Origin of the sequence: Paenibacillus hubeiensis (assembly GCF_032334105.1) — a bacterium.
Classification (GTDB): Bacteria; Bacillota; Bacilli; order Paenibacillales; family Paenibacillaceae; genus Paenibacillus; species Paenibacillus hubeiensis.
This window is the reverse complement of sequence record NZ_JAVYAE020000024.1, coordinates 25401-51022: the sequence shown is the minus strand read 5'-3', so window position 1 is coordinate 51022 and position 25622 is coordinate 25401. Positions and strand designations below refer to the sequence as shown.

General features: G+C 50.2%; 24 protein-coding genes and 1 other annotated feature. All 24 genes read left to right on the top strand.

Going from position 1 to position 25622, the window contains the following annotated elements:
* Positions 1-7: 7 nt before the first annotated feature.
* The 24 genes from ispD to tuf all read left to right on the top strand — a co-directional run bounded on the left by ispD (position 8) and on the right by tuf (position 25385).
* A complete protein-coding gene (gene ispD / locus RSX24_RS30920; RefSeq protein ID WP_343262753.1) occupies positions 8-700 on the top strand; it encodes a 2-C-methyl-D-erythritol 4-phosphate cytidylyltransferase in 693 nt (230 codons plus the stop codon).
* On the top strand, positions 697-1194 hold the full coding sequence (ispF, locus tag RSX24_RS30915) for a 2-C-methyl-D-erythritol 2,4-cyclodiphosphate synthase (RefSeq protein ID WP_236421377.1): 498 nt from the start codon (positions 697-699) through the stop codon (positions 1192-1194). Before ispD ends, ispF begins: the two co-directional genes overlap by 4 nt.
* 16 nt (positions 1195-1210) lie before the next feature.
* On the top strand, positions 1211-2674 hold the full coding sequence (gene gltX / locus RSX24_RS30910) for a glutamate--tRNA ligase (RefSeq protein ID WP_236421378.1): 1464 nt from the start codon (positions 1211-1213) through the stop codon (positions 2672-2674).
* A 646-nt stretch (positions 2675-3320) separates the two neighbouring features.
* Positions 3321-4001, top strand: a complete 681-nt coding sequence (gene cysE, locus RSX24_RS30905; protein WP_236421379.1) for a serine O-acetyltransferase — start codon at positions 3321-3323, stop codon at positions 3999-4001.
* A 129-nt stretch (positions 4002-4130) separates the two neighbouring features.
* Positions 4131-5531 (top strand): cysteine--tRNA ligase, encoded by a 1401-nt coding sequence (gene cysS / locus RSX24_RS30900; RefSeq protein WP_343262752.1) that lies wholly within the window; start codon positions 4131-4133, stop codon positions 5529-5531.
* A gap of 179 nt (positions 5532-5710) precedes the next feature.
* Positions 5711-6085 carry a Mini-ribonuclease 3 gene (locus RSX24_RS30895; RefSeq protein ID WP_236421430.1) on the top strand — a complete coding sequence of 125 codons (375 nt, stop codon included), beginning with the start codon at positions 5711-5713 and terminating at the stop codon, positions 6083-6085.
* Positions 6086-6183: 98 nt separating this feature from the next.
* On the top strand, positions 6184-6930 hold the full coding sequence (gene rlmB / locus RSX24_RS30890) for a 23S rRNA (guanosine(2251)-2'-O)-methyltransferase RlmB (protein WP_339274795.1): 747 nt from the start codon (positions 6184-6186) through the stop codon (positions 6928-6930).
* Positions 6931-6935: 5 nt separating this feature from the next.
* A complete protein-coding gene (locus tag RSX24_RS30885) occupies positions 6936-7457 on the top strand; it encodes an NYN domain-containing protein (protein WP_343262750.1) in 522 nt (173 codons plus the stop codon).
* A 183-nt stretch (positions 7458-7640) separates the two neighbouring features.
* The gene (gene sigH, locus RSX24_RS30880; RefSeq protein ID WP_236421383.1) at positions 7641-8285 is read left to right on the top strand and encodes an RNA polymerase sporulation sigma factor SigH; all 645 of its coding nucleotides are present in this window, start codon (positions 7641-7643) and stop codon (positions 8283-8285) included.
* A gap of 312 nt (positions 8286-8597) precedes the next feature.
* Entirely contained in the window at positions 8598-8747 is a 150-nt protein-coding gene (gene rpmG / locus RSX24_RS30875) for a 50S ribosomal protein L33 (protein ID WP_072735843.1), read from the top strand.
* Positions 8748-8768: 21 nt separating this feature from the next.
* A complete protein-coding gene (gene secE, locus RSX24_RS30870) occupies positions 8769-8960 on the top strand; it encodes a preprotein translocase subunit SecE (protein WP_236421384.1) in 192 nt (63 codons plus the stop codon).
* Positions 8961-8982: 22 nt separating this feature from the next.
* Entirely contained in the window at positions 8983-9516 is a 534-nt protein-coding gene (gene nusG / locus RSX24_RS30865) for a transcription termination/antitermination protein NusG (RefSeq protein ID WP_236421385.1), read from the top strand.
* 67 nt (positions 9517-9583) lie between these two features.
* Positions 9584-10009: a 50S ribosomal protein L11 gene (rplK, locus tag RSX24_RS30860; RefSeq protein WP_236421386.1), complete on the top strand. Its 426-nt coding sequence runs from the start codon at positions 9584-9586 to the stop codon at positions 10007-10009.
* A gap of 95 nt (positions 10010-10104) precedes the next feature.
* Entirely contained in the window at positions 10105-10797 is a 693-nt protein-coding gene (rplA, locus tag RSX24_RS30855) for a 50S ribosomal protein L1 (RefSeq protein ID WP_236421387.1), read from the top strand.
* A gap of 67 nt (positions 10798-10864) precedes the next feature.
* Positions 10865-11012, top strand: a sequence feature (ribosomal protein L10 leader region).
* Between the two features lie 44 nt (positions 11013-11056).
* Complete coding sequence (gene rplJ / locus RSX24_RS30850; RefSeq protein ID WP_236421388.1) at positions 11057-11560, top strand: 50S ribosomal protein L10; 504 nt, start codon at positions 11057-11059, stop codon at positions 11558-11560.
* 71 nt (positions 11561-11631) lie between these two features.
* Positions 11632-11994: a 50S ribosomal protein L7/L12 gene (gene rplL / locus RSX24_RS30845; protein ID WP_236421389.1), complete on the top strand. Its 363-nt coding sequence runs from the start codon at positions 11632-11634 to the stop codon at positions 11992-11994.
* Between the two features lie 101 nt (positions 11995-12095).
* Positions 12096-12710: a class I SAM-dependent methyltransferase gene (locus RSX24_RS30840; RefSeq protein WP_236421390.1), complete on the top strand. Its 615-nt coding sequence runs from the start codon at positions 12096-12098 to the stop codon at positions 12708-12710.
* Positions 12711-13109: 399 nt separating this feature from the next.
* The gene (gene rpoB, locus RSX24_RS30835) at positions 13110-16655 is read left to right on the top strand and encodes a DNA-directed RNA polymerase subunit beta (protein WP_236421391.1); all 3546 of its coding nucleotides are present in this window, start codon (positions 13110-13112) and stop codon (positions 16653-16655) included.
* Positions 16656-16768: 113 nt separating this feature from the next.
* On the top strand, positions 16769-20383 hold the full coding sequence (gene rpoC / locus RSX24_RS30830) for a DNA-directed RNA polymerase subunit beta' (protein WP_236421392.1): 3615 nt from the start codon (positions 16769-16771) through the stop codon (positions 20381-20383).
* 203 nt (positions 20384-20586) lie between these two features.
* The gene (locus RSX24_RS30825; RefSeq protein ID WP_236421393.1) at positions 20587-20835 is read left to right on the top strand and encodes a ribosomal L7Ae/L30e/S12e/Gadd45 family protein; all 249 of its coding nucleotides are present in this window, start codon (positions 20587-20589) and stop codon (positions 20833-20835) included.
* A gap of 150 nt (positions 20836-20985) precedes the next feature.
* Positions 20986-21408 carry a 30S ribosomal protein S12 gene (gene rpsL, locus RSX24_RS30820; RefSeq protein ID WP_236421394.1) on the top strand — a complete coding sequence of 141 codons (423 nt, stop codon included), beginning with the start codon at positions 20986-20988 and terminating at the stop codon, positions 21406-21408.
* A gap of 85 nt (positions 21409-21493) precedes the next feature.
* Complete coding sequence (gene rpsG / locus RSX24_RS30815) at positions 21494-21964, top strand: 30S ribosomal protein S7 (protein WP_007432586.1); 471 nt, start codon at positions 21494-21496, stop codon at positions 21962-21964.
* Positions 21965-22011: 47 nt separating this feature from the next.
* Positions 22012-24090, top strand: coding sequence for an elongation factor G (fusA, locus tag RSX24_RS30810; protein ID WP_236421395.1), 2079 nt, complete (start codon positions 22012-22014; stop codon positions 24088-24090).
* A 104-nt stretch (positions 24091-24194) separates the two neighbouring features.
* Positions 24195-25385: an elongation factor Tu gene (gene tuf / locus RSX24_RS30805; protein WP_236421396.1), complete on the top strand. Its 1191-nt coding sequence runs from the start codon at positions 24195-24197 to the stop codon at positions 25383-25385.
* Positions 25386-25622 lie beyond the last annotated feature (237 nt).

Here is a 25622-nt window from a genome sequence, read left to right as displayed (position 1 = left end):
TCGCGGCATGAGGAAAGAATGGGGCGTTGTCGTTGTGGCAGCAGGACGGGGAACCCGAATGGGTACCGATGAGAGCAAGCAGTTTCTGCTGCTGCAGGACAAGCCCGTTTTCATACATACGCTTGAAGTGTTTGCCGCTTTGGACGACATTGGCGAAATCGTGCTGGTGACTGGAGCGGCGGACGTTGAACGCTGCCTGAAATGGGTAAAGGAATATCGTCTGGAATCGCGCGTACGCGTCATCCCCGGAGGGAAGGAGCGGCAACATTCGGTGCATGAAGGCTTAAAAGCTCTGGGCACCGAGTGGGTCCTCGTTCACGACGGGGTTCGTCCTTTTGTGAGCGGGGAACAGATTCGGACTTGCATGCAGGCCGCGATAGACATTGGAGCTGCCGTGCTGGCTGTACCGGTGAAGGATACGATCAAACAAGTCAATGCTGAGGGCATCGTCATTGCAACGCCCGAACGCAGCAGTCTGTGGAGCATTCAGACCCCGCAGGCTTTTCGTCTTTCTTCCCTGCTCCATGCGCACGAGTCGGCGGAACGGGACGGATTTCTGGGAACGGACGATGCCATGCTGGCGGAGCGCCACGGCATGTCCGTCAAAGTTGTGGAAGGCAGTTATACCAATATCAAATTGACTACACCGGAAGATTTGCATTATGCCGCATTTGTGCTGGGGGGAGAGAAGAAACAATGATACGCGTAGGACAAGGGTTTGACGTACACCAACTGGTAGAGGGGCGCCCGTGCATTATTGGCGGAGTCACGATCCCGCATGACAAAGGTTTGCTGGGGCATTCCGATGCCGACGTGCTGCTGCATGCCATCAGCGATGCCATTCTCGGGGCGCTTGCGCTGGGAGACATCGGCAAGCATTTCCCGGATACGGATCCCGAATTCAAGGATGCCGATAGTCTGAAGCTGCTTGAGCATGTATGGAAGCTCGCCAAAGAGCGTGGATACCGTCTGGGTAACATTGATTCGACCATCATTGCCCAGAAGCCGAAAATGGCTCCGTATATCCCTCAAATGGCGGAGATCATTGCCAAGGCGCTTGAAGCGGACGTGGAGCAAGTCAACGTCAAAGCGACGACGACCGAGCAGCTTGGATTCCCAGGCCGAGGAGAAGGCATAGCTGCCCAATCCGTGGTTTGCCTGGTTCGGGGACCCGTGGTATCATCAACGAATTAGAGACGGAGGAGATAGTATGAGCACGGAAGTTCGTGTGCGCTATGCGCCGAGTCCGACGGGGCACCTGCATATCGGGAATGCCCGGACCGCGCTGTTTAACTACTTGTATGCCAAACACAATAACGGAAAATTCATCATCCGTATCGAGGATACGGACGTGAAACGCAACATTGCGGGCGGGGAAGAAAGCCAGCTGAAATATTTGAAATGGCTGGGCATGGATTGGGACGAGAGCATTGATGTGGGCGGCGAATACGGACCGTACCGCCAAACCGAGCGCCTTGACATCTACCGGAAATATACGCAGGAATTATTGGATAAAGGGCTGGCATACCGCTGCTACTGCACGGAAGAAGAACTGGAGCAGGAGCGTGAGGAGCAGACCGCGCGTGGCGAAACGCCGCGTTATTCAGGCAAGCACCGGAACCTGACTCCGGAGCAAATTGAGGCGTTCGAGGCCGAGGGCCGCGTGGCTAGCATCCGTTTCCGCGTACCTGAAGAGCGGGTATACACGTTCGATGACATGGTGAAGGGCACTATTTCGTTTAACAGCAAAGAGAGCGGTGACTTCGTCATCGTAAAAAAAGACGGCATTCCCACGTACAACTACGCCGTTGCCATTGACGATCATCTGATGAAAATCACCCACGTGCTGCGGGGAGAGGATCATATTTCGAACACGCCGCGTCAGCTGATGATTTACGAAGCGCTCGGCTGGGAGCCGCCGATATTCGGCCACATGACGCTGATCGTAGGCGAGAACCACAAAAAGCTGAGCAAACGCGACGAATCCGTCATTCAGTTCATCTCGCAGTATGAAGAGCTCGGTTATTTGCCCGAAGCGTTGTTCAATTTCATTTCCTTGCTTGGCTGGTCTCCGGAAGGGGAAGAGGAAATTTTCTCTCAAGAGCAGCTGATTTCCATTTTCGATACGAAGCGCCTGTCGAAGAGCCCGGCAGTTTTCGATACGAACAAGCTGGCCTACCTGAACAACCATTACATCAAAAATGCCGATCCGGAACGAATTGCCGAAATGGCCATTCCGCATTTGCAAAAAGCGGGCCGCCTTCCGGCCGAATTGTCGTCCGAGCAGCGGGAATGGGCGCACGCGCTTGTACGTTTGTACCAAGAGCAAATGACGGCTGCTTCCGACATCGTGGCCTTGTCTGAGGTGTTTTTCCGCTCGAGCCTGGAACTGGACGAGGAAGCAAGTGCCGTTCTGGCAGAGGAGCAAGTGCCGACCGTGCTGAAGGCTTTTGCCGATAAGGTACAGGACAGCGATGAATTCACGCCAAGCAAAATGGCTGCTTTGATCAAGGAAGTGCAGAAGGAAACCGGGTTTAAGGGCAAACAGCTCTTTATGCCGATTCGTGTAGCGTTGACCGGTCAAACCCATGGTCGCGATTTGAACCAAACGATCGTGCTGCTGGGCAAGGATACGGTCATCGAGCGTCTGCACGCACAGGTTCAAGGCGCGTAACTCGTTTAACATTTTGTGCGTCTGAGGCAAGGAACGTTATTGTCAGTCTCTGTCCTTTTCGCTATAATAGCAACACAAAGGCATAAGTTTTGATTTTAGATGTTTAATTTATGTTAATCATACAAACGGCAAGGACCGGGAGGAGTACGCTGAACCGGACAGCACCAGAGAGGATGGTCCCGTTCGCAGGGTGGTTGAAAAGGCCTGTGAGCGGTGGCTGCGAGCCATCCGCTGTCCGTCAGCCGAATTGCGCCCGTGAGCCGCACAGCCGAATCCGGCCCCGCCTGAGCACGAATAGATCAGGAAAACGTCAGGATAGGTTATGCCGAGTGGTTCCCGTTACCGGACCGCAAGAGGGTTCTTGCGTGCGTTACGCATATTTTGCGTTGCTTACGAAAGAACCAAGCAGAGTGGGACCGCGACCAACGCCTCTGCAGCTTCGGGCTGCAGGGGCGTTTTTTTATTGCACCTGGGAGCGCGGACTCGCGATTATCCTGGGGAAGCCATTAGGGTGCGCGATGGTGGTTCGCTTTAAAAATCCCGGTACACCAATGCATGAGAGAGGATTCGAGCTTGGCGCACGATCATGAAGATCCTGTTTCCTGCGCAAGCGGGAGAACGCAGAACTGAACAAGAGGGGAAGAACATGTTCAAAAAGATCAGATCGGATATTCAGGCGGTATTTGAAAACGATCCGGCGGCGCGCGGTTGGTTTGAGGTGGTGTTTACCTATTCCGGCTTGCACGCCATATGGGCACACCGCATGGCACACGCGTTGTACAAACGGAAATGGTTTTCTTTGGCACGGGTTATTTCGCAAGTCAGCCGCTTTATGACAGGTATTGAGATTCACCCTGGTGCAACGATCGGCGAGCGGTTGTTCATTGACCACGGCATGGGCGTCGTGATTGGCGAAACGTGCGAGATCGGCGATGATGTCGTCATTTACCAGGGGGTGACCCTCGGGGGGACCGGGAAAGAAAAGGGAAAGAGACACCCCACAATTGGCAATAATGTGGTTATCTCGTCAGGTGCAAAGGTGCTGGGTTCATTTCGCGTCGGCGATCAGAGCAATATCGGCGCCAATTCGGTCGTGCTGAAGGAAGTTCCGCCAAATAGTACGGTGGTGGGCATTCCGGGTAAGATCGTCAAACGGGATGGCAAACGGGTGGATCGCTTGAACCAGCAGCTTCCCGATCCGGTCGTTGACTCCTTGCGCAGCATGCAGCAGGAAATCGAACGATTGCGGGACGAAATGCGTACAATGCAATCAGCGCGCGAAACCGAGCGCGAGCGTGATACAATTAACGGGGGAAGCAAAGGTTAATTTGGCGGAGGCTTGCATCGGTTAGGCGGCAGTTGATACGATTGCTCTCCCGTGCCAAAGAACGGTGATTAACGTTCAGAATTTTAGGTTCAGGTTTTATATACGGAAACGGACGAAAGGAAAGTGACTATGACGCTTCATATTTATAATACGATGAGTCGTGCGAAGGAAGAATTTGTTCCCCAAGAGCAGGGGAAGGTAAAAATGTATGTATGCGGCCCGACCGTATATGATTATATTCACATCGGGAATGCCCGGCCGGTGATCTTTTTCGACGCGGTTCGCGGTTATCTTGAACAGATCGGCCATGAAGTGAATTATGTCGTGAATTTTACCGATGTCGACGACAAGCTCATCCGCAAAGCAGAGCAGCTTGGAACGGATGTGCCTCATGTCGCCGAGAAGTTCATCGCGGCGTATTATGAAGACCTTGAAGGATTGGGCATTCCGAGAGCGAGCAGCAATCCGCGCGTAACGGAGAACATGCCGCTTATCATCGATTTTATCCGTGAGTTGGTCGACAAAGGGTATGCCTATGAAAACGGAGGGGACGTCTATTATCGCACGGGCAAGTTCCCCGAGTATGGCAAATTGTCCAAGCAAAACCTGCAAGAGCTGCAGTTCGGCATCCGCATCGGCGTGGATGAGCGCAAGGAACATCCCGAAGATTTCGTGCTTTGGAAGGCTGCGAAGCCGGGAGAGATTTATTGGTCGAGCCCATGGGGAGACGGGCGTCCGGGCTGGCATATCGAATGCTCGGCCATGGCGCGCGAATATTTGGGCGACACGCTTGATATCCATGGCGGAGGACAGGATTTGCAGTTCCCGCACCATGAGTGCGAATGCGCGCAATCCGAAGTGCTGACCGGCAAGCCGCTAGCCAATTATTGGATGCATAACGGCTTTATCCGCATCGATAACGAAAAAATGTCGAAATCGCTCGGGAACGGCGTGTTGGTCAAAGATTTGCGAACACAATACAAACGCGAGGCCATCCGTTATTTCATGTTGTCGACGCATTATCGCAATCCGTTGAACTTTACGGAGGATACGATGGAGCAAGCTCAGAAAAGCGTAGACCGGATCGCGAACGCTGTGGGCAACCTCAAGCACCGCCTGCAGGCCGTGACGGTGGAACGGGAAACTTCGGCGGAGCTGGCAGCCCGCCTGGAACGGATTCGCAGCCAGTATCATGAAAAGATGCAGGACGATTTCAATACGCCTGACGCGATCACGGCATTGTTCGAATGGGCAGCCGAAGCCAATCTTCTGCTGCAGCAGGATGTGGTCAATGCGGGAGACATTCGCGCGCTGCTGGAATTGTTCGCGGAATTGAACGCCGTGCTCCGCCTTTATACGGAAGCGGAGCCGGAGCTTCTGGACGAGGAGATCGAGCGTTTGATCGAAGAGCGCACCGAAGCGCGCAAAGCGAAAAACTGGGCAAGAGCCGATGAAATTCGCGACATTTTGTCGGCAGAAGGCATTTTGCTGGAGGATACGGCACAAGGCATGAGATGGCGGCGCAAATGAGTGAGGGCCTGAAGAAAACGTCCATAGACTCCACCGCTTCCAACGTGGCTGAAACGACTGGACACGACGCGGATCTGCAGGTCGAGCCGGCAGGCGGGGCGGCGGATTCGTCCGGCGGTCGTTCGGCGGAACGCTCGGCCGGGGGCTGGTTCCCGTATCCCCCTTCGCGTCCGGCCCACCTGATTCCTCCGATCGCTCTTGCTTACATCGGCGATGCGGTTTACGAAGTCGCGGTTCGACAATATTTGCTGTCCAAGCCCAATATGCGACCCGCTCATTTGCATCGAAGTGCGACGGGGCTGGTGTCGGCCAAGGCCCAGAGTCGAATTTTGGCAGGCATCGAAAGTTTGCTGAACGAAAAAGAACAGGATATCGTCCGGCAGGGACGCAACGCCAAGTCGGGCAGCGTTCCGAAAAATGCAGACGTGCTCGAGTACAGGCATGCCACGGCGCTGGAATGCCTGATCGGCTATTTGTACAGCAGCGGACAACATGAACGGATGATCGAGTTGATTACACAGGGCATCGAACACGCCCAAAGCTTGACGAAATAAACGGAAAATCAACGAAATGCGCGAAGTTGAGCATGGGGACCGGCTGTCGAATCGGCCCGACCCAACAACTTGGCGCTACAGAGAGGATCGAACGAAGTATGGAAGAAGAATGGATTGCCGGTAAACACTCCGTCACGGAGGCGCTGCGTTCAGGCCGGACCATCAACAAAATATGGATTGCAGATACGGCGCAAAAACATTTGACAGGACCGATCATTGCGGAAGCCAAAAAACTGGGGATCGTTATCCAGCACGTGGACAAACGCAAGCTGGACCAAGCGGTTCCAGGCATTCAGCATCAGGGCGTGGTGGCCCAAGCCGCTCCCTACGCTTACGTCGAAGTAGAAGACATTTTGGCCGCGGCTGCGAAAAAGGACGAGCCTCCTTTCCTGATCTTGCTGGACGAGATTGAAGATCCGCATAACCTGGGTTCCATCCTGCGTACGGCAGACTGCACGGGAGCCCATGGCGTCATTGTGCCCAAACGCCGCTCGGCGGCCGTTACGGCAACCGTGTCCAAAACCTCGGCAGGAGCGGTGGAATACGTGCCTGTAGCCCGGGTCAGCAACCTGGGCCAAACGATTGATCGGCTGAAAGAGGCAGGGGTATGGGTAGTCGGCACGGACGTTGCCGCGACAGAGAACGTGTTTGGCAACGGCGTGTTCACGGGTCCCGTAGCGCTTGTGATCGGAAACGAAAACAAAGGCATGGGCCGGCTCATTCGCGAGAAATGCGACGTGCTCATCAAACTGCCGATGCAAGGCCAGATCAATTCGCTCAACGCTTCGGTAGCTGCGGGCGTTGTCATGTATGAAGTGCTCCGGTCGCGCCAAGCGCAAGGATAACAGCCATGGCTGATTCCCGTGATGTGCTTCTTGTGGACGGGTACAACATGATCGGTGACTGGCCGGAACTGACCCGATTGGCGGAAAGCGGGCTGGAGGAAGCGAGGAATCGGCTTCTTTCCCGCCTTGCGGACTATCAGGCATTTTCCGGCCGCCGGGTCATCGTGGTGTTTGACGCATACCTCGTGCCCGGACTCGGCAAGTCGTATTCCCAGAGCAAGGTTCAGATTTATTTTACCAAGGAAAAAGAGACGGCCGATGAATGCATCGAGAGACTCGTTCGGGAGTTGAGCACGCGAAGACGCCAAATCTACGTAGCTACCAGCGATATGGTGGAACAGCATGTCATTTTCGGTCAGGGAGCGCTAAGGGTATCTGCCAGGGAGCTGCTCATCGAGGTCGAGCAGAATGAAAAAGAACTGCAAAAGCGGCTCGAAGAAGATCAGGCGAAATCCACGCGAAATACGCTTGGGGCCAAGCTGAGTCCCGAAATATTAAAGCAATTCGAACGCTGGCGCCGGGAGTGATCCGGGGAAATTCGGCGATGTCTGGCATAAATTTCAATCTTGAAACTCTTGACAATTATGTTATTCATGATCTTTTTTAGGGACGGCGTGGTTGACGGTGTGAGGTGGCATCATATATACTGTCGGATATTTCATAGAGTAGAGTAACGGGGGTACCTTGCGTTGCAGCCGGAGGGATTGTCTGTGAGTGTCGACCTCAAAGATATCATGTTATCCAAGTATGATTACCAAAGCGACGAAGACATTGTCGAAGCGGTCCGTGAAGGTGAGAGCGAAGCGCTGGAATATCTGATCAACAAATATCGGAATTTCGTACGCGCCAAGGCGAGATCTTATTTTCTGATTGGGGCTGATCGGGAGGACATCATTCAGGAAGGGATGATCGGCCTCTACAAGTCTATTCGGGACTTCAAAGGGGACAAGCTGGCCTCGTTCAAAGCGTTTGCCGAGCTGTGCATTACCAGGCAGATTATTACGGCAATCAAGACAGCGACGCGGCAGAAGCACATTCCGCTGAATTCCTATGTGTCACTTGATAAGCCAATTTATGACGAAGAATCCGATCGTACGTTACTCGACGTAATTTGTGGAACACAGGTTAGCGATCCAGAGGAACTGATCATCAACCAGGAAGAGTTTGTTGGCCTGGAAGACAAAATGTCGGAGATTCTGAGCGACCTGGAACGAAAAGTGCTGATGCTGTATTTGGACGGAAGATCCTATCAGGAAATTGCCGTAGACCTGGATCGGCATGTGAAATCGATTGATAATGCGCTTCAGCGCGTCAAGCGCAAGCTGGAGAAGTATTTGGAAGTTCGTGATCATTGAGCTGGATAAGAAGTTGTCGTTGACGGAAAAGGCTCGGAAGTTGAGTCTTTTTTTGCTTGTCTTTCGTTTAGAAAATTTGAAAATGACTATACTAGTAATCGCTTGGTTCGAGCAGGAGCAGAGGAAAAAAAGGAGAGGTGAAGCGGCTGCGTAACGGCCGGAACTTTTACCAGGTTCTGAAAGGTGATTCTTTCGTTGACATGGAAATACCCTTATGATAAAGTGTTTTAGGTAGGCCTAAATTCGCGGCTTTTTTTTAGGTTCAATTAAGAGACTCTGCTTCAAAGTGGAAGTCTTCGGGAGGTGTACATCATGCGGGTAATTATTACTTTGGCTTGTACAAATTGCAAACAAAGAAATTACACAACGACAAAGAACAAGCGTAATCACCCCGACCGCATGGAGATGAAGAAATTTTGCAAGTTTTGTAACGAGCAGACTTCTCATCGCGAAACCAGATAGTTTTTGGGAGGTGTAGTCGGCGTGAAACGCAGTTTCAAATCTCTGTTTTCCTTTTTCTCCGAAAGCTGGGCTGAACTTAAAAAGGTTCGCTGGCCTAATCGTAAAGAGCTGACCAACTACACATTGATCGTTCTAGGCACTGTTGTGGTTATGACGCTGTTTTTTTGGGTCGTTGATATCGGCATCTCCGCTGTGATCGAAGCGATTATTTAAGAAGGGTCCCAGGTGGCTTGATATGGAAAAAAGATGGTACGTTGTTCATACCTACTCCGGGTATGAGAATAAGGTCAAAGCCAATTTGGAAAGACGCGTAGAGTCCATGGGCATGGAAGACAAAATTTTCCGCGTTCTTGTTCCTATGGAAGAAGAAGTGGTAAACAAGGACGGCAAGAAAAAAACCGTCATGCGTAAAGTTTACCCCGGATATGTTTTGGTGGAAATGATCCAGACGGACGATTCTTGGTATGTTGTTCGCAACACGCCAGGGGTTACGGGATTTGTCGGTTCGACAGGTTCCGGGTCCAAGCCAACCGCCTTGCTGCCCGAAGAAGTGGAACAAATTCTGAAGCATATGGGCATGGTTGAACCGAAGCCGAAAATTGAATTCGATATTAAGGAATCCGTGCGCATCAAAGTGGGTCCTTTTGCGAATTTTGTGGGCTCCGTGGAAGAAATTTTGGTAGACAAAAGCAAGTTGAAGGTTCATGTGAACATGTTTGGACGGGAAACGCCGCTTGAGTTGGAATATACCCAAGTGGAGAAGATATAGCTCTTCAAGTTTCTTGTGGGAGGACCGGAAGGTCCGGTAACCACTATTTCGCAAGGAGGTGTCAATCATGGCAAAAAAGGTAATCAAAATGGTAAAACTGCAAATTCCAGCAGGTAAAGCGAATCCAGCGCCTCCAGTAGGTCCGGCTTTGGGTCAAGCGGGTGTCAACATCATGGCATTCTGTAAAGAGTTCAATGCGCGTACAGCTGATCAAGCGGGATTGATTATTCCTGTTGAAATTACAGTATTCGAGGACCGTTCCTTTACGTTCATCACCAAAACTCCACCAGCAGCAGTCCTGCTGAAAGTTGCGGCGAAAGTCGAAAAAGGTTCCGGCGAACCGAACAAGAAAAAAGTTGCTACCGTTAAACGCGACACAGTTCGCCAAATCGCGGAGCAAAAAATGCCTGACCTGAATGCAGCGAACGTTGAGTCCGCTATGCGTATGGTCGAAGGTACTGCCCGTAGCATGGGTATCACCATCGAAGACTAATTTTTCTTAGGAAACATGGCTTCGTAAAGCCGGCCGATTCGCGGCCGGTCAATGTGGGAGGTATATCCGCTAAAACCACAAAGGAGGAATATAACATGGCTAAACACGGTAAAAAATACCTGGAAGCTGCCAAGCTGATCGACAGCGAAGCAACTTACGAGCCTTCAGAAGCTGTTGAGCTTGTGAAAAAGGCAGCCACTGCTAAGTTCGATGAAACCATCGAAGCTGCAGTGCGTTTGGGCGTAGACCCTCGTAAACAAGACCAGGCTGTACGTGGTGTTGTTGTCCTGCCGCATGGTACAGGTAAAACACAACGCGTATTGGTATTTGCAAAAGGTGACAAAGCGAAAGAAGCGGAAGCGGCTGGCGCGGATTATGTTGGCGATGCAGATATGATCAACAAAATCCAACAAGGCTGGTTCGAATTCGATGTCTGCGTAGCGACACCTGATATGATGAGCGAAGTAGGTAAATTGGGCCGTCTGCTCGGCGGTAAAGGCCTGATGCCTAACCCTAAAGCCGGAACGGTAACTTTCGACGTAACCAAAGCTGTTCAAGAAATCAAAGCTGGTAAAATCGAATACCGTCTGGATCGTGCAGGTCAAATTCATGCACCGATCGGTAAAGCCTCTTTCACTGCAGAGCAACTGAACGAGAACTTGAAAGCTCTCATGGACGCTCTGAACCGTGCTAAACCGGCGGCAGCAAAAGGTGTTTATCTGAAGAACGTTTCTCTTTCTTCCACGATGGGCCCTGGCGCACGCGTGAACGCAGCTGCTTTTAGATAATATCTGTTGACAGACTTGTTCTGTTCTGATATGCTATAAGAGTTGTGAGTCCGAGTGACTGACCGTTGATATTTGAATATGCTTACCGTAGACAGTAGGTGCCTCAGGGCTTAATTTCCTACCGAGGTGTGATTATAGAGCTTAGACTGATTTCGGATCGGTTATGAGTATATATCAAGCCTTCGTGATTCTACGGAGGCTTTTCTTATTGGGATAAGTCCGGTGTGCCGGACGTGAAATTTGACAGGAGGTGTACAGTTTGGCAAATGCAAAAGTGATTCAAGCAAAAGAAGAGTCCGTTGCAGTAATTACGACAAAATTGCGCGAGAGCGCAACGACAGTTGTGGTTGACTACCGCGGATTGAACGTTGCTCAAGTAACTGAGTTGCGTAAGCAACTTCGTGAAGCCGGAATCGAATTCCAAGTGCTGAAAAACACGTTGCTTCGCCGTGCGACTGCTGCAGCAGAACTGACTGAACTCGATAGCGTTCTGACAGGTCCTACTGCGATTGCATTCAGCGGAGAAGACGCTGTGGCTCCAGCCAAAATTCTGAACGACTTCGCTAAAAAGAACGACAAGCTGGAACTTAAAGGTGGAGTTGTTGAAGGTCGCGTAGTGGGTGTAGAGGAAGTCAAAGCGCTGGCAGAACTGCCATCCCGCGAAGGTCTCCTTTCCATGCTCCTCAGCGTGCTTCAAGCGCCAGTGCGCAACTTCGCGCTTGCGGTTAAAGCTGTTGCAGAAAAAGAAGAGCAAGGCGCGTAAGCTTCTTGATCTGAATGCTGCTTAAGCGGTAATGAAATAAAAAAATCTAAACTATATATGGAGGTTCAATCATGAGCAAAGAGCAAATCTTGGAAGCAATCAAAGGCATGACTGTACTGGAACTGAACGATCTCGTTAAAGCAATCGAAGAAGAATTCGGCGTAACTGCTGCAGCTCCAGTAGCTGTTGTAGGCGGCGGCGCTGCTGCAGCTGAAGCTGAGCAATCCGAATTCGACGTAATCCTGGCTAACGCTGGTGCGTCCAAAATCAACGTAATCAAAGCAGTTCGCGAAATTACAGGTCTGGGCCTGAAAGAAGCGAAAGAAGTAGTAGACAACGCTCCAAAAGCGCTGAAAGAAAAAGTAAGCAAAGAAGAAGCTGAATCCATCAAAGCTAAATTGGAAGAAGCAGGCGCTACAATCGAAGTTAAATAATTTAGCTTATTCTAGCTAACATTATTAAACAAAACAACAAACCCCTTGAACTACTTCAAGGGGTTTGTTGCTGTAATTGTACATGGAAAGCGAGTGAGGACATGTCCAATCATTATTATTCGGATAAACCGCAAGTGGCGCATGACAGAAAAGTGAATGAATCGCTGCTGCGCGGGTTTGGAATGCGGTTCGTTTCGGACGCAGGGGTGTTTTCCAAAAACGGAATTGATTATGGCAGCAGAGTATTGATCGATGCGATGGAATTGCCTGCAGGTGCGCTTGTCTTGGATGTTGGCTGCGGATATGGGCCGATCGGGCTCACGGCAGCAAAGCTTGTGCCGAATGGACATGTCACCATGATTGATATCAACGAGAGAGCGGTTGAGCTTTCCAAGGAAAATGCACGGGCGAATGGCGTTGCCAATGTTACGGTGATGCAAAGCAATCTACTTGCTGAAGTGGAGAGAACGGATTTTGACGTCATTCTGACCAATCCGCCCATCCGAGCCGGCAAAGACACGGTTCATGCTATTTTTGAGCAGGCGTACGATCATTTGAAGATGGGTGGTTCACTATGGGTGGTCATTCAGAAAAAGCAAGGAGCGCCGTCGGCCAAGGCTAAACTGGAGTCTTTGTTTGCAAGGGTGGAAGAGGTTACGAAGGACAAAGGTTATCGCATTTTTAAAGCTACAAAGGACGAAGTGGTGGTTTCATAATCTTTTCTTCGTTTTTTGTAAAGTAAGCAGGCATAAGATTTTTTAGCAATAGGACTATTGACTTGAAAAACCAGTCGTGGTATTATTATAAAATGTCAGTATTAAGATGCCCTACTTGGCTTTAGCTAACTAAAAATGTCCACCTTTTTTGCGCCGAACGGGCATATTATGCCTACGTTTGGCGTATAATATGTACATTTTGGGCAAACTGGGGATAAGTATGATTGGCAAGATATCCACCGAATACAAGGTTGCTCTTTTTTCGAACGACATTCGAGTAAGGGCTTTTCTTTATTTGTGGATGCATTGCTTTGCTCTGTATGTGTACCATTATAAGGTTACAAACAGAGGTTCGCAACGAAATTTTTATGTGAGTAGACATTGAGGGGTGAGTTTAAGTTGGCAGGACATCTTGTTCAATATGGTCGACGCACTCGGCGCAGTTATGCACGAATTAACGAGATACTCGAAGTTCCGAACCTGATTGAAATCCAACAAAAATCTTACGATTGGTTTTTGGAGGAAGGGTTGCGCGAAATGTTCCAGGATATCTCGCCGATCCAGGATTTCACAGGCAACTTGATTTTGGAATTTATCGATTACAGTCTCGGTGAACCGAAGTATACAGTAGACGACGCCAAAGAGCGTGACGTTACTTATGCAGCACCGCTTCGGGTCAAAGTCCGGCTCATTAATAAGGAAACCGGCGAAGTCAAAGAGCAGGAAGTATTCATGGGAGATTTCCCGCTGATGACCGAAACCGGCACATTTATTATTAATGGTGCGGAACGGGTTATTGTCAGCCAGTTGGTTCGCTCTCCTAGCGTTTACTTCAGCACAAAAGTAGATAAAAACGCCAAAAAAACGTATACCGCTACAGTGATTCCTAACCGTGGCGCTTGGCTGGAACTTGAGATGGACGCGAAGGACATCGTTTACGTCCGGATCGACCGCACACGCAAAATACCGGTGACGGTTCTGCTGCGTGCACTTGGTTTCGGCACAGACGCTGAGATTCTGGATCTTCTCGGTAATGACGAATATATTCGCAACACACTGGACAAAGACAACACGGATTCCACGGAGAAAGCACTCATCGAGATTTACGAGCGTCTCCGTCCGGGCGAGCCGCCAACGCTGGATAACGCGAAAAGCTTGCTCGTAGCGCGCTTCTTTGATCCAAAACGTTATGACCTCGCCAACGTAGGTCGTTACAAAATCAACAAAAAGCTTCACATCAAAAACCGCTTGTTCAACCAGCGTCTTGCGGAGTCCTTGATCGATACGGACACTGGCGAGATCATCGCTGAAGCGGGCCAAATGGTAGACCGCCGCTTGTTGGATGAAATTATGTCCTACCTTGAGAAAAGCGTCGGGTTCCGCACATACCATGTGGCAAACGGTGTATTGGATGCCAATGATATTCCGGTACAGACGATTGATGTATTCTCTCCGATTGAAGACGGCAAAGTAGTCAAGCTGATTGCTAATGCGAACATCGATAAATCGGTTAAAAACATCACGCCTGCGGACATCATCTCGTCCATCAGTTACTTCCTGAACTTGTTGCATGGCATCGGAAGCACGGATGACATCGACCATCTGGGTAACCGTCGCTTGCGTTCCGTGGGCGAGCTCTTGCAGAACCAATTCCGCATCGGTCTTTCCCGTATGGAACGCGTTGTGCGCGAGAGAATGTCCATCCAGGACGCTAACGTGATCACGCCGCAGGCTTTGATCAACATCCGTCCGGTCATTGCATCGATTAAAGAGTTCTTCGGTAGCTCTCAGTTGTCGCAGTTTATGGATCAAACGAACCCGCTGGGTGAGTTGACGCATAAACGTCGTCTGTCCGCACTCGGACCGGGCGGTTTGACGCGTGAGCGTGCCGGCATGGAAGTCCGTGACGTCCATCCATCCCACTATGGCCGGATGTGTCCGATCGAGACGCCGGAGGGACCGAACATCGGTTTGATCAACTCCCTGTCGACATTTGCCCGCGTGAACGAATATGGCTTCATCGAAGCGCCGTATCGTTGGGTTGACCCGAAAACAGGCGTAGTCACGGAGCAAATCGACTACCTGACGGCAGACGAAGAAGATAACTACGTTGTCGCTCAGGCGAATGCGAAGTTGAACGAGGACGGAACGTTTGCCGAAGAGTCGATCATCGTGCGTTACAACAAACAGTCGGATAACATCCTGACGATGCCGAGCGAGCGCGTTGACTACATGGACGTATCTCCGAAGCAGGTCGTATCCGTTGCGACGGCGCTCATTCCGTTCCTTGAGAACGATGACTCCAACCGCGCGTTGATGGGATCCAACATGCAGCGTCAGGCCGTTCCTTTGCTCGTGCCTAAAGCTCCGCTTGTCGGAACGGGTATGGAACACAAAGCCGCAAAAGATTCCGGTGTATGTATTGTTTCCAAATACGACGGGATTATCGAACGTTCTTCTGCCAATGAAATCTGGCTCCGTCGCATAGAAGCGATCGATGGCCAAGAGGTCAAGGGCGATATCGTTAAATATAAATTACACAAATTTATGCGTTCCAACCAAGGAACATGCATTAACCAACGTCCAATCGTCAAACGCGGCGACGTCGTCAAAGCGGGAGATATCCTTGCTGACGGACCATCCACGGAAATGGGCGAATTGGCACTGGGCCGCAACGTAGTCGTTGCCTTCATGACTTGGGAAGGTTACAACTACGAGGATGCGATCCTGCTGAGCGAAAAACTCGTGAAGGAAGATGTGTACACTTCCATCCATATCGAGGAATACGAGTCCGAGGCACGTGATACGAAGCTTGGACCGGAAGAAATTACGCGTGACATCCCGAACGTCGGCGAAGAGGCTCTTCGCAATCTGGATGAGCGCGGAATTATCCGCATCGGTGCCGAAATCGCAGCCGGCGACATCCTGGTTGGTAAAGTAACGCCTAAAGGCGTAACGGAACTGACTGCCGAGGAACGCCTCTTGCATGCGATCTTTGGTGAGAAAGCACGTGAAGTTCGTGACACTTCCCTGCGCGTACCTCATGGTACGGACGGTATCGTAGTCGACGTTAAAGTGTTTACACGCGAAAACGGCGACGAGTTGCCTCCAGGCGTTAACCAGCTGGTCCGTGTCTATATCGCTCAGAAACGTAAAATCTCTGAGGGTGACAAAATGGCCGGACGTCACGGTAACAAAGGGGTCGTGGCACGTATTTTGCCTGAAGAGGATATGCCGTTCCTGCCGGACGGTACTCCGGTACAGATCGTTCTTAACCCGCTGGGCGTACCATCGCGGATGAACATCGGTCAGGTGCTTGAGGTCCATCTTGGTATGGCTGCGATGCAGCTGGGTATTCACGTGGCAACGCCTGTATTCGACGGAGCGAAGGAGTATGACGTCTTCGATACGATGGAAGAAGCAGGCATGCAGCGCAATGGTAAAACGGTTCTGTACGACGGCCGCACGGGAGAACGCTTCGAACGTGAAGTTACGGTCGGTGTCATGCACATGATCAAACTGGCGCACATGGTTGATGATAAAATCCATGCCCGTTCCACAGGTCCTTACTCTCTGGTTACGCAGCAACCGCTGGGCGGTAAAGCCCAATTCGGTGGCCAGCGTTTCGGGGAGATGGAGGTTTGGGCGCTTGAAGCCTACGGCGCAGCCTACACGCTTCAAGAAATCCTGACCGTCAAATCCGATGACGTTGTAGGTCGTGTGAAAACGTATGAGTCCATCGTCAAAGGCGAGAACGTTCCGGAACCGGGTGTTCCTGAATCGTTCAAAGTTTTGATCAAAGAGCTGCAAAGCTTGGGTATGGACGTCAAAATCCTGAGCGAAGACGAACAGGAAATTGAAATGAAAGAAATCGACGATGAAGATGACGCTGCGAACGACAAACTCAGCCTCAACCTCGAGGGTGCAGAGGTCGGAGCGGAATAATCGCCTTCGGGCATAGCTGACCGGCGTTTTTTCATCAGGCTCGCGTCTTTCTCCGGCTTCGGCCGGGGAGGGCGTAACCTAGAATACAGGACTTGGTTAAGGAGGGTTGCTCCTTGTTGGACGTCAACAATTTCGAATACATGAAGATCGGGCTTGCTTCCCCTGAAAAAATTCGTTCTTGGTCCCGCGGAGAAGTGAAGAAACCGGAAACGATCAACTATCGTACGTTGAAACCGGAAAAAGAAGGGCTGTTCTGCGAAAAGATTTTTGGCCCTACGAAAGACTGGGAATGTCATTGCGGTAAATACAAACGCGTTCGTTATAAAGGCGTCGTCTGTGACCGTTGTGGCGTTGAAGTAACACGTGCGAAAGTACGTCGCGAACGGATGGGGCATATCGAGCTTGCTGCTCCGGTATCGCATATCTGGTACTTCAAAGGTATTCCAAGCCGTATGGGTCTTGCTTTGGATATGTCTCCAAGATCTCTTGAGGAGATTATTTATTTTGCATCTTATGTAGTAACCGATCCAGGAGAAACTCCACTGGAGAAAAAACAACTGCTGTCCGAGAAAGAATATCGCAGCTACCGTGAAAAATACGGATATGGATTCCAGGCCGGCATGGGTGCAGAGGCAGTCAAAAAACTGCTTCAAGACCTTGATGTGGAAAAAGAGCTCGACTTCCTGAAAGAAGAGCTTCGCACTGCGCAAGGACAACGCCGCAACCGTGCAATCAAACGTTTGGAAGTCATTGAAGCTTTCCGCAATTCCGGCAATAAGCCTGAGTGGATGATCATGGATGTTCTTCCAGTGATCCCGCCAGAACTTCGTCCAATGGTACAGCTGGACGGCGGACGTTTCGCAACGTCTGACCTCAATGACCTGTATCGCCGTGTAATCAACCGTAACAACCGTCTGAAACGCCTGTTGGATCTTGGCGCACCGGACATTATCGTGCAAAACGAAAAACGGATGCTTCAGGAAGCGGTTGACGCATTGATCGACAACGGCCGTCGCGGACGCCCGGTAACGGGTCCTGGTAACCGTCCTTTGAAATCCCTCAGCCACATGCTGAAAGGTAAACAAGGACGTTTCCGTCAAAACTTGCTCGGTAAACGTGTTGACTACTCCGGTCGTTCGGTTATCGTCGTAGGACCTTACCTGAAAATGTATCAGTGCGGTCTGCCTAAAGATATGGCGCTTGAACTGTTCAAGCCTTTCGTGATGAAAGAGCTTGTGAATAAAGGGCTTGCCCACAACATCAAGAGCGCTAAACGCAAAGTCGAACGCGTAAGCCCGGAAGTTTGGGACGTTCTTGAAGAAGTCATTAAAGAGCATCCGGTTCTGCTCAACCGTGCCCCTACGCTTCACCGTCTTGGTATTCAAGCATTTGAACCGATTCTGGTTGAAGGTAAGGCAATTCGTCTTCACCCGCTCGTATGTACGGCGTATAATGCCGACTTTGACGGTGACCAGATGGCCGTGCACGTTCCTTTGTCTGCGGAAGCTCAAGCAGAAGCGCGGATTCTGATGCTTGCATCGGGCAACATTTTGAACCCGAAAGACGGTAAACCGGTTGTTACCCCTTCCCAGGATATGGTCCTCGGTTCTTACTACCTGACCATGGACAACAAGGAAGAAAAGGGAACAGGCATGATTTTGCGTACGGTGAATGAAGCTGTATCCGCATATCAACGCGGTACTGCAGGTTTGCATGCACGCGTGGCTATTCCTGTTAAAGCACTGGGCAAAACAAGCTTCACGGAGAAACAACAAGAGGCGATGCTGCTGACAACGGTCGGCAAAATCATCTTTAACGAAATTTTCCCTGCGAGCTTCCCGTATATCAACGATGCTACACGTGCTAACCTTTATCAAGGTACTGCGGAGCACTCGTTTGTATATGAGAAAGGTGCCGATCTGAGAGAAGCAATCATGAATGCTCCTCAGGCTGGCGGTGTCGGAAAAGAGTATCTCGGTTCGATCATCGCGCGTTGTTTCGAAATTTATCACACAACGGAAACAGCCGTTATTCTGGATAAAATCAAACAACTCGGATTTACGTATTCGACCCGTGCCGGTATTACCGTGGCCGTGTCGGACGTTGTCGTGCCTGATGAAAAAATCGATATTCTCAAGCAGTCCGAAGAAAAAGCCCAAATCGTTACGAATCAGTACCGCCGCGGTCTGATCACGAACGAAGAGCGCTATGACCGCATCATCGATATCTGGTCGAAATCGAAAGACGATATCACCGATATCCTGATGAAGTCGATGGACCGTTACAATTCCATCATGATGATGGTTGACTCCAAAGCGCGGGGTAACAAATCGCAGATCACCCAGCTGGGCGGTATGCGTGGTCTGATGGCCAACCCATCCGGCCGGATTATCGAACTCCCAATCAAATCGAACTTCCGTGAAGGTCTGACGGTACTCGAGTACTTTATCTCGACGCACGGTGCCCGTAAAGGTTTGGCTGATACGGCCCTTCGTACAGCGGACTCCGGTTACTTGACTCGTCGTCTCGTAGACGTAGCCCAAGATGTCATCGTACGCGAAGACGATTGCGGTACGGATAAAGGCTTCACTGTTAGCCGTATCCAGGACGGCAAAGAGGTTATCGAGGATCTCTATGACCGTATCGAAGGCAGATACTGCTTTGAGACGGTTCGTCATCCGGAAACGAATGAAATCATTGCGCACCGCAATGAATTGATCGATTCCGATAAAGCGGAAGCGATTGTCAAAGCGGGCGTAACGAAACTGCAAATCCGCTCCGTACTCAGCTGCCGTGCTCGTCATGGTGTCTGCAAAAAATGTTACGGTCGCAACCTGGCGACAGGTAAACATGTGGAGATCGGGGAAGCAGTCGGTATTATCGCTGCACAATCCATTGGTGAGCCAGGAACCCAGTTGACGATGCGTACATTCCACACCGGTGGTGTAGCCGGAGACGATATCACGCAAGGTTTGCCGCGTATCCAAGAGCTCTTCGAAGCCCGTAACCCTAAAGGTCAGGCCACGATCAGTGAGATTGACGGTGTCGTTAAAGAGATCCGCGAGGCGAAAGATCGTCGCGAGATCGAAATCCAAGGTGAAGCGGAGTCCAAAGTATACTCGGTTACCTATGGTTCCCGTGTGCGCGTAAGCGAAGGCATGGAGATCGAAGCGGGCGACGAGTTGACGGACGGTTCCATCGATCCGAAAGAAATGCTGCGCATCAAAGGCGTACGTGGCGTGCAGAACTACATTTTGCAGGAAGTACAGCGCGTATACCGTAACCAGGGTGTAGAAATCAACGATAAACACGTTGAAGTCATGATCCGTCAAATGCTGCGCAAAATCCGCATCGTAGATGCAGGGGACACCAACTTGTTGCCAGGATCGTTCGTGGATACCCACGAGTACGAAAAAGCAAACAAAGCGGCATTCCTCAGCAACAAAGAGCCAGCGGTTGCCAAACCGATCCTGCTCGGGATCACCAAAGCATCCCTGGAGACCGATTCCTTCCTGTCCGCGGCATCCTTCCAGGAGACGACACGTGTCCTGACAGATGCAGCGATCAAAGGAAAAGTCGATCAGTTGCTCGGTCTGAAAGAAAACGTAATTATCGGTAAACTGATTCCTGCAGGTACGGGTATGAACCGTTACCGCAGCATCGAGTTTGCCGGTCCGGAAGACGGCGAATCTTCGGTAGAAGAGCTGGAGCCGGTATCCGTAGATTAATCGCTTTTTCTAGCACCTGAACAAAGAAATAGAGTTTTGGGCATCAGGGGATGACGGCATGAGCGTGCCTATACGTCCTCTGATGCTGCAAACTTTATGATAAATGTTTGTGATTAGCATTGACAATGCTTGCGCTAGATGCTAATATATCAAAGGTGCGTGAGCAGATGATTGTATTTGATCCAATTTCGGAGGAATGTACGATGCCTAATGAAAAAGGTCTGCAAGATGCTCATGTCAAGATTGGTACCAAACAGACCATGCGGATGGTTCAGTCAGGAATGGCTTCCGAAGTCTATGTGGCTGAGGATTGCGATCCGCAGCTTACTTCCAAAATCATCGCTTTGTGCGAAGAGCACAATGTCAAGTACACGAAAGTGGACACGATGAAAAATCTCGGCAAGGCATGCGGGATTGGAGTAGGGGCAGCGATGGTAGCTGTCGTTAAATAATGTTAGGAACGTTTTTGTCAGGGAACATTTTTATGGATTCTCAAAGGCAAAAACTTTTCATTTGTCTTTTTATGAACCGCCTGGGTCTGTGGGCTTAGAGTAAAGGTTTATAAAGAAACATGAATAATTGAGGAAGGGGGTGGCAATCACATGCCAACTATTAACCAACTGGTTCGTAAAGGACGCCAAGCTAAAATCTACAAGTCCAAATCGCCAGCCTTGCAAAAAGGGTTCAACGCTCTGAAACGTGAAGCTACTAACATCAGTGCCCCACAAAAACGTGGTGTCTGCACTCGTGTAGGTACAATGACTCCGAAAAAACCGAACTCCGCGCTTCGTAAATACGCTCGTGTTCGCTTGACGAACCGCGTAGAGGTGACGGCTTACATTCCGGGTATCGGACATAACTTGCAAGAGCACAGCGTTGTGCTGATCCGTGGCGGTCGTGTAAAAGACCTTCCGGGGGTACGTTATCACATCGTTCGTGGCGCTCTTGATACTGCAGGCGTGAACAACCGTATGCAAGCTCGTTCCAAATACGGCGCGAAACGTCCAAAAGCTAAAAAAGCCTAATTGAAGAATAGCGGCAATCTCGGCATGATTCTGGCTGCTGCCAGATAAGCCGGATTAGCCGAACAAGAAAGAAAGGGGGATATCCATGCCACGCAAAGGTCCAGTTACGAAAAGAGACGTGTTGCCAGATCCGGTATACAACAGCAAGTTGGTTACTCGTTTGATCAACCGCATCATGCTCGACGGAAAACGCGGTGTTGCTCAAAGCATCCTGTACAATGCGTTCAAGTTGATTCAAGAACGTACGGGTAATGACCCGATGGAAGTATTTGAAGCAGCAATCAAAAATATCATGCCAGTCCTGGAAGTTAAAGCTCGCCGTGTCGGCGGTGCCAACTACCAAGTACCAATCGAGGTAAAACCAGAGAGACGTACTTCCCTGGGATTACGTTGGCTCGTGAACTACTCCCGCAACCGCGGTGAGAAAACGATGGAAGAGCGTTTGGCGGCTGAGATCATCGACGCTTCCAACAACACAGGCGCTTCCGTTAAAAAACGCGAAGACACGCACAAAATGGCTGAAGCGAACAAAGCGTTTGCTCACTACCGTTGGTAGGATTCAGTTCATACTAAAAACTTCAATTTTGAAGGGAGACCCATTTCATGGCAAGAGAGTTCTCCTTGAAAAATACACGTAATATCGGGATCATGGCTCACATTGACGCGGGTAAAACCACTACAACTGAGCGGATCTTGTTCTACACAGGCCGTACGCACAAAATCGGTGAAGTTCACGAAGGCGCTGCGACAATGGACTGGATGGAACAGGAACAGGAGCGCGGGATCACGATTACTTCCGCTGCGACTACCGCTTCTTGGAAAAACCACCGCGTCAATATCATCGATACCCCGGGACACGTTGACTTCACTGTTGAAGTTGAACGTTCCCTTCGTGTATTGGACGGAGCAGTAGGTGTATTCAGTGCGAAAGAAGGCGTTGAGCCTCAGTCCGAAACCGTATGGAGACAGGCTGACCGTTATGGCGTACCTCGGATCGCATATGTAAACAAAATGGATATCATCGGTGCCGACTTCTTGAACGTTGTTGCTGACATGCGTGATCGCCTTCAAGCGAACGCTGTTGCAATCCAACTGCCAATCGGCGCGGAAAATGATTTCAAAGGCATCATCGATATCATTGAGCAAAAAGCTCATATGTACCAGGATGACCTGGGACAAAATATCGATGTTGTGGACGTTCCTGCGGAATTCGCTGACCAAGTCGAAGAACTCCGTAACGAACTGATCGAGCGCGTTGCAGAACTCGACGAAGATTTGACGATGAAATACCTGGAAGGCGAAGAGATCACAGTTGATGAGATCAAAGCCGCTCTCCGTAAAGGTGTAGTCGAAGTTAAAATCTTCCCGGTTATCTGTGGTTCCTCGTACCGCAACAAAGGTGTTCAGCTGATGCTGGATGCCGTAATCGACTTCTTGCCAGCTCCAGTTGACGTACCGGACATCAAAGGTGTTCTGGAAGACGGAACTGAAGCGGTTCGTAAATCTTCTGATGAAGAGCCATTCTCCGCATTGGCTTTCAAAATCATGACAGACCCTTACGTTGGTAAGTTGACGTTCTTCCGTGTTTACTCCGGCGTACTTCAATCCGGTTCTTACGTATTGAACGCTACTAAAGGTAAACGCGAACGTATCGGCCGTATCCTTCAAATGCATGCGAACAGCCGTCAAGAGATCACTGAAGTTTACTCCGGTGATATCGCAGCTGCCGTAGGTTTGAAAGATACTGGTACAGGTGATACACTGTGTGATGAGAAACATCCGGTTATCCTGGAGTCCATGAACTTCCCTGATCCGGTAATCGAAATCGCCGTAGAACCTAAAACTAAAGCTGACCAAGATAAAATGGGTGTTGCTCTCGGTAAGTTGACTGAAGAGGATCCAACTCTTCGCGCACATACTGATGAAGAAACAGGCCAAACCATCTTGGCTGGTATGGGTGAGCTTCACCTTGATATCATCATCGACCGTATGCGTCGTGAGTTCAAGGTTGAAACGACTGTGGGTAAACCGCAAGTAGCTTACCGCGAAACATTCCGTGCGCCAGCTCGGGTCGAAGGTAAATTCGTTCGTCAGTCCGGTGGTCGTGGTCAATACGGTCACGTATGGGTTGAGTTCGAACCTCTCGAGCCAGGTACAGGTAACCAATTCGACAGCAAAATCGTCGGTGGTTCCGTTCCTAGAGAGTATATCGCACCAGCTTTGGCAGGGATCGAAGAGCAAATGAAAAATGGTGTCATTGCAGGCTTCCCGGTAGTAGACGTTAAAGCTACCATCGTGGATGGTTCTTATCATGATGTCGATTCCAACGAGATGGCGTTTAAAATCGCCGGTTCGATGGCACTGAAAGCGGCGAAAGATAAAGCACAACCAGCACTGCTTGAGCCAATCATGAAAGTTGAAGTAACCGTTCCGGAAGAGTACATGGGTGACGTTATGGGTATGTTGAATTCCCGTCGTGGCCGCATTGAAGGTATGGATTCCCGTGGTGGAGCCCAAATCATCCGTGCTAAAGTACCTTTGTCCGAAATGTTCGGATACTCTACAACTCTTCGTTCCGGTACGCAAGGACGCGGCGTGTTCTCGATGGAGCTTTCTCACTACGAAGAAGTTCCTAAATCGATCGCTGAAGAAATCGTATCCAAGAACAAAGGCGGCGAATAGTTTCTCCACATCAGGTGAACGTGTGCTCACGGCTCTATGAGCGTGTGAGTCCATACCACCTGATGCAAACATAAATCAAATTATTATAAGGAGGCCACGTTCAAATGGCAAAGGCTAAATTCGAACGTAATAAACCACACGTTAACATTGGTACTATCGGTCACGTTGACCATGGTAAAACAACTCTGACTGCTGCAATCACTACTGTATTGTCCAAAACTTACGGTGGCGCAGCGATCGCTTTTGATCAAATCGACAAAGCTCCAGAAGAGCGCGAACGCGGTATCACAATCTCCACAGCACACGTTGAGTACGAAACTGACGCTCGTCACTACGCTCACGTTGACTGCCCAGGTCACGCCGACTATGTTAAAAACATGATCACTGGCGCGGCTCAAATGGACGGAGCGATCCTGGTTGTATCCGCAGCTGACGGCCCAATGCCACAAACTCGCGAACACATCCTGTTGTCCCGCCAAGTAGGCGTTCCTTACATCGTCGTATTCTTGAACAAATGCGACATGGTTGAAGACGAAGAGTTGCTTGAACTGGTTGAAATGGAAGTTCGCGACCTGTTGAACGAATATGAGTTCCCAGGCGATGACACTCCAATCACTCGCGGTTCCGCTCGTGAAGCTCTGCAAAACCCAGAAGGTCCTTGGGCTGAAAAAATCGTTGAGATGTTCAAAGAAATCGATACTTACATCCCAACTCCAGAGCGCGACACTGAAAAACCATTCTTGATGCCAGTCGAGGACGTATTCTCCATCACTGGTCGTGGTACAGTTGCTACTGGCCGCGTAGAGCGTGGTACAGTTAAAGTCGGCGACGAGGTTGAAATCGTTGGTATCCACGAAGAAACTAAAAAATCCGTCGTTACGGGCGTTGAAATGTTCCGTAAATTGCTGGATTCCGCTCAAGCGGGTGACAACATCGGCGCATTGCTGCGTGGTGTTGACCGTACTCAAATCGAGCGCGGACAAGTATTGTCCAAACCGGCTTCCGTTAAGCCACACACTGAGTTCACAGCTCAAGTTTACGTCCTGACTAAAGAAGAGGGTGGACGTCACAAACCTTTCTTCACAGGATATCGTCCACAATTCTATTTCCGTACAACTGACGTAACAGGTATCATCAACCTGCCAGAAGGTACTGAAATGGTAATGCCAGGCGACAACATCACAGTAACTGTACAACTGATCGCTCCAATCGCGATCGAAGAAGGTACTCGCTTCGCGATCCGCGAAGGTGGCCGTACAGTTGGTGCCGGTGCGGTAGCAACAATCCAAAAATAATTCGGCTTCTTGCTGAATGATTATATGTAACATTGTACTGGAACGAGTAACGCTGTACTGGAACGAAGCTTCGGAAAAGAGTTCTTTATCCGATATCGGGTAAAGAACTCTTTTGTTTTATGAGTCGGAACGGGCGTCAGGAAATAACAGCAAACATTGACGAGAAGAAACGGTAAAGGCAACAGGCATAGCAAATGAACATTTGAATGAGTTGTTTCTGCAAAGAATTATTCTTTT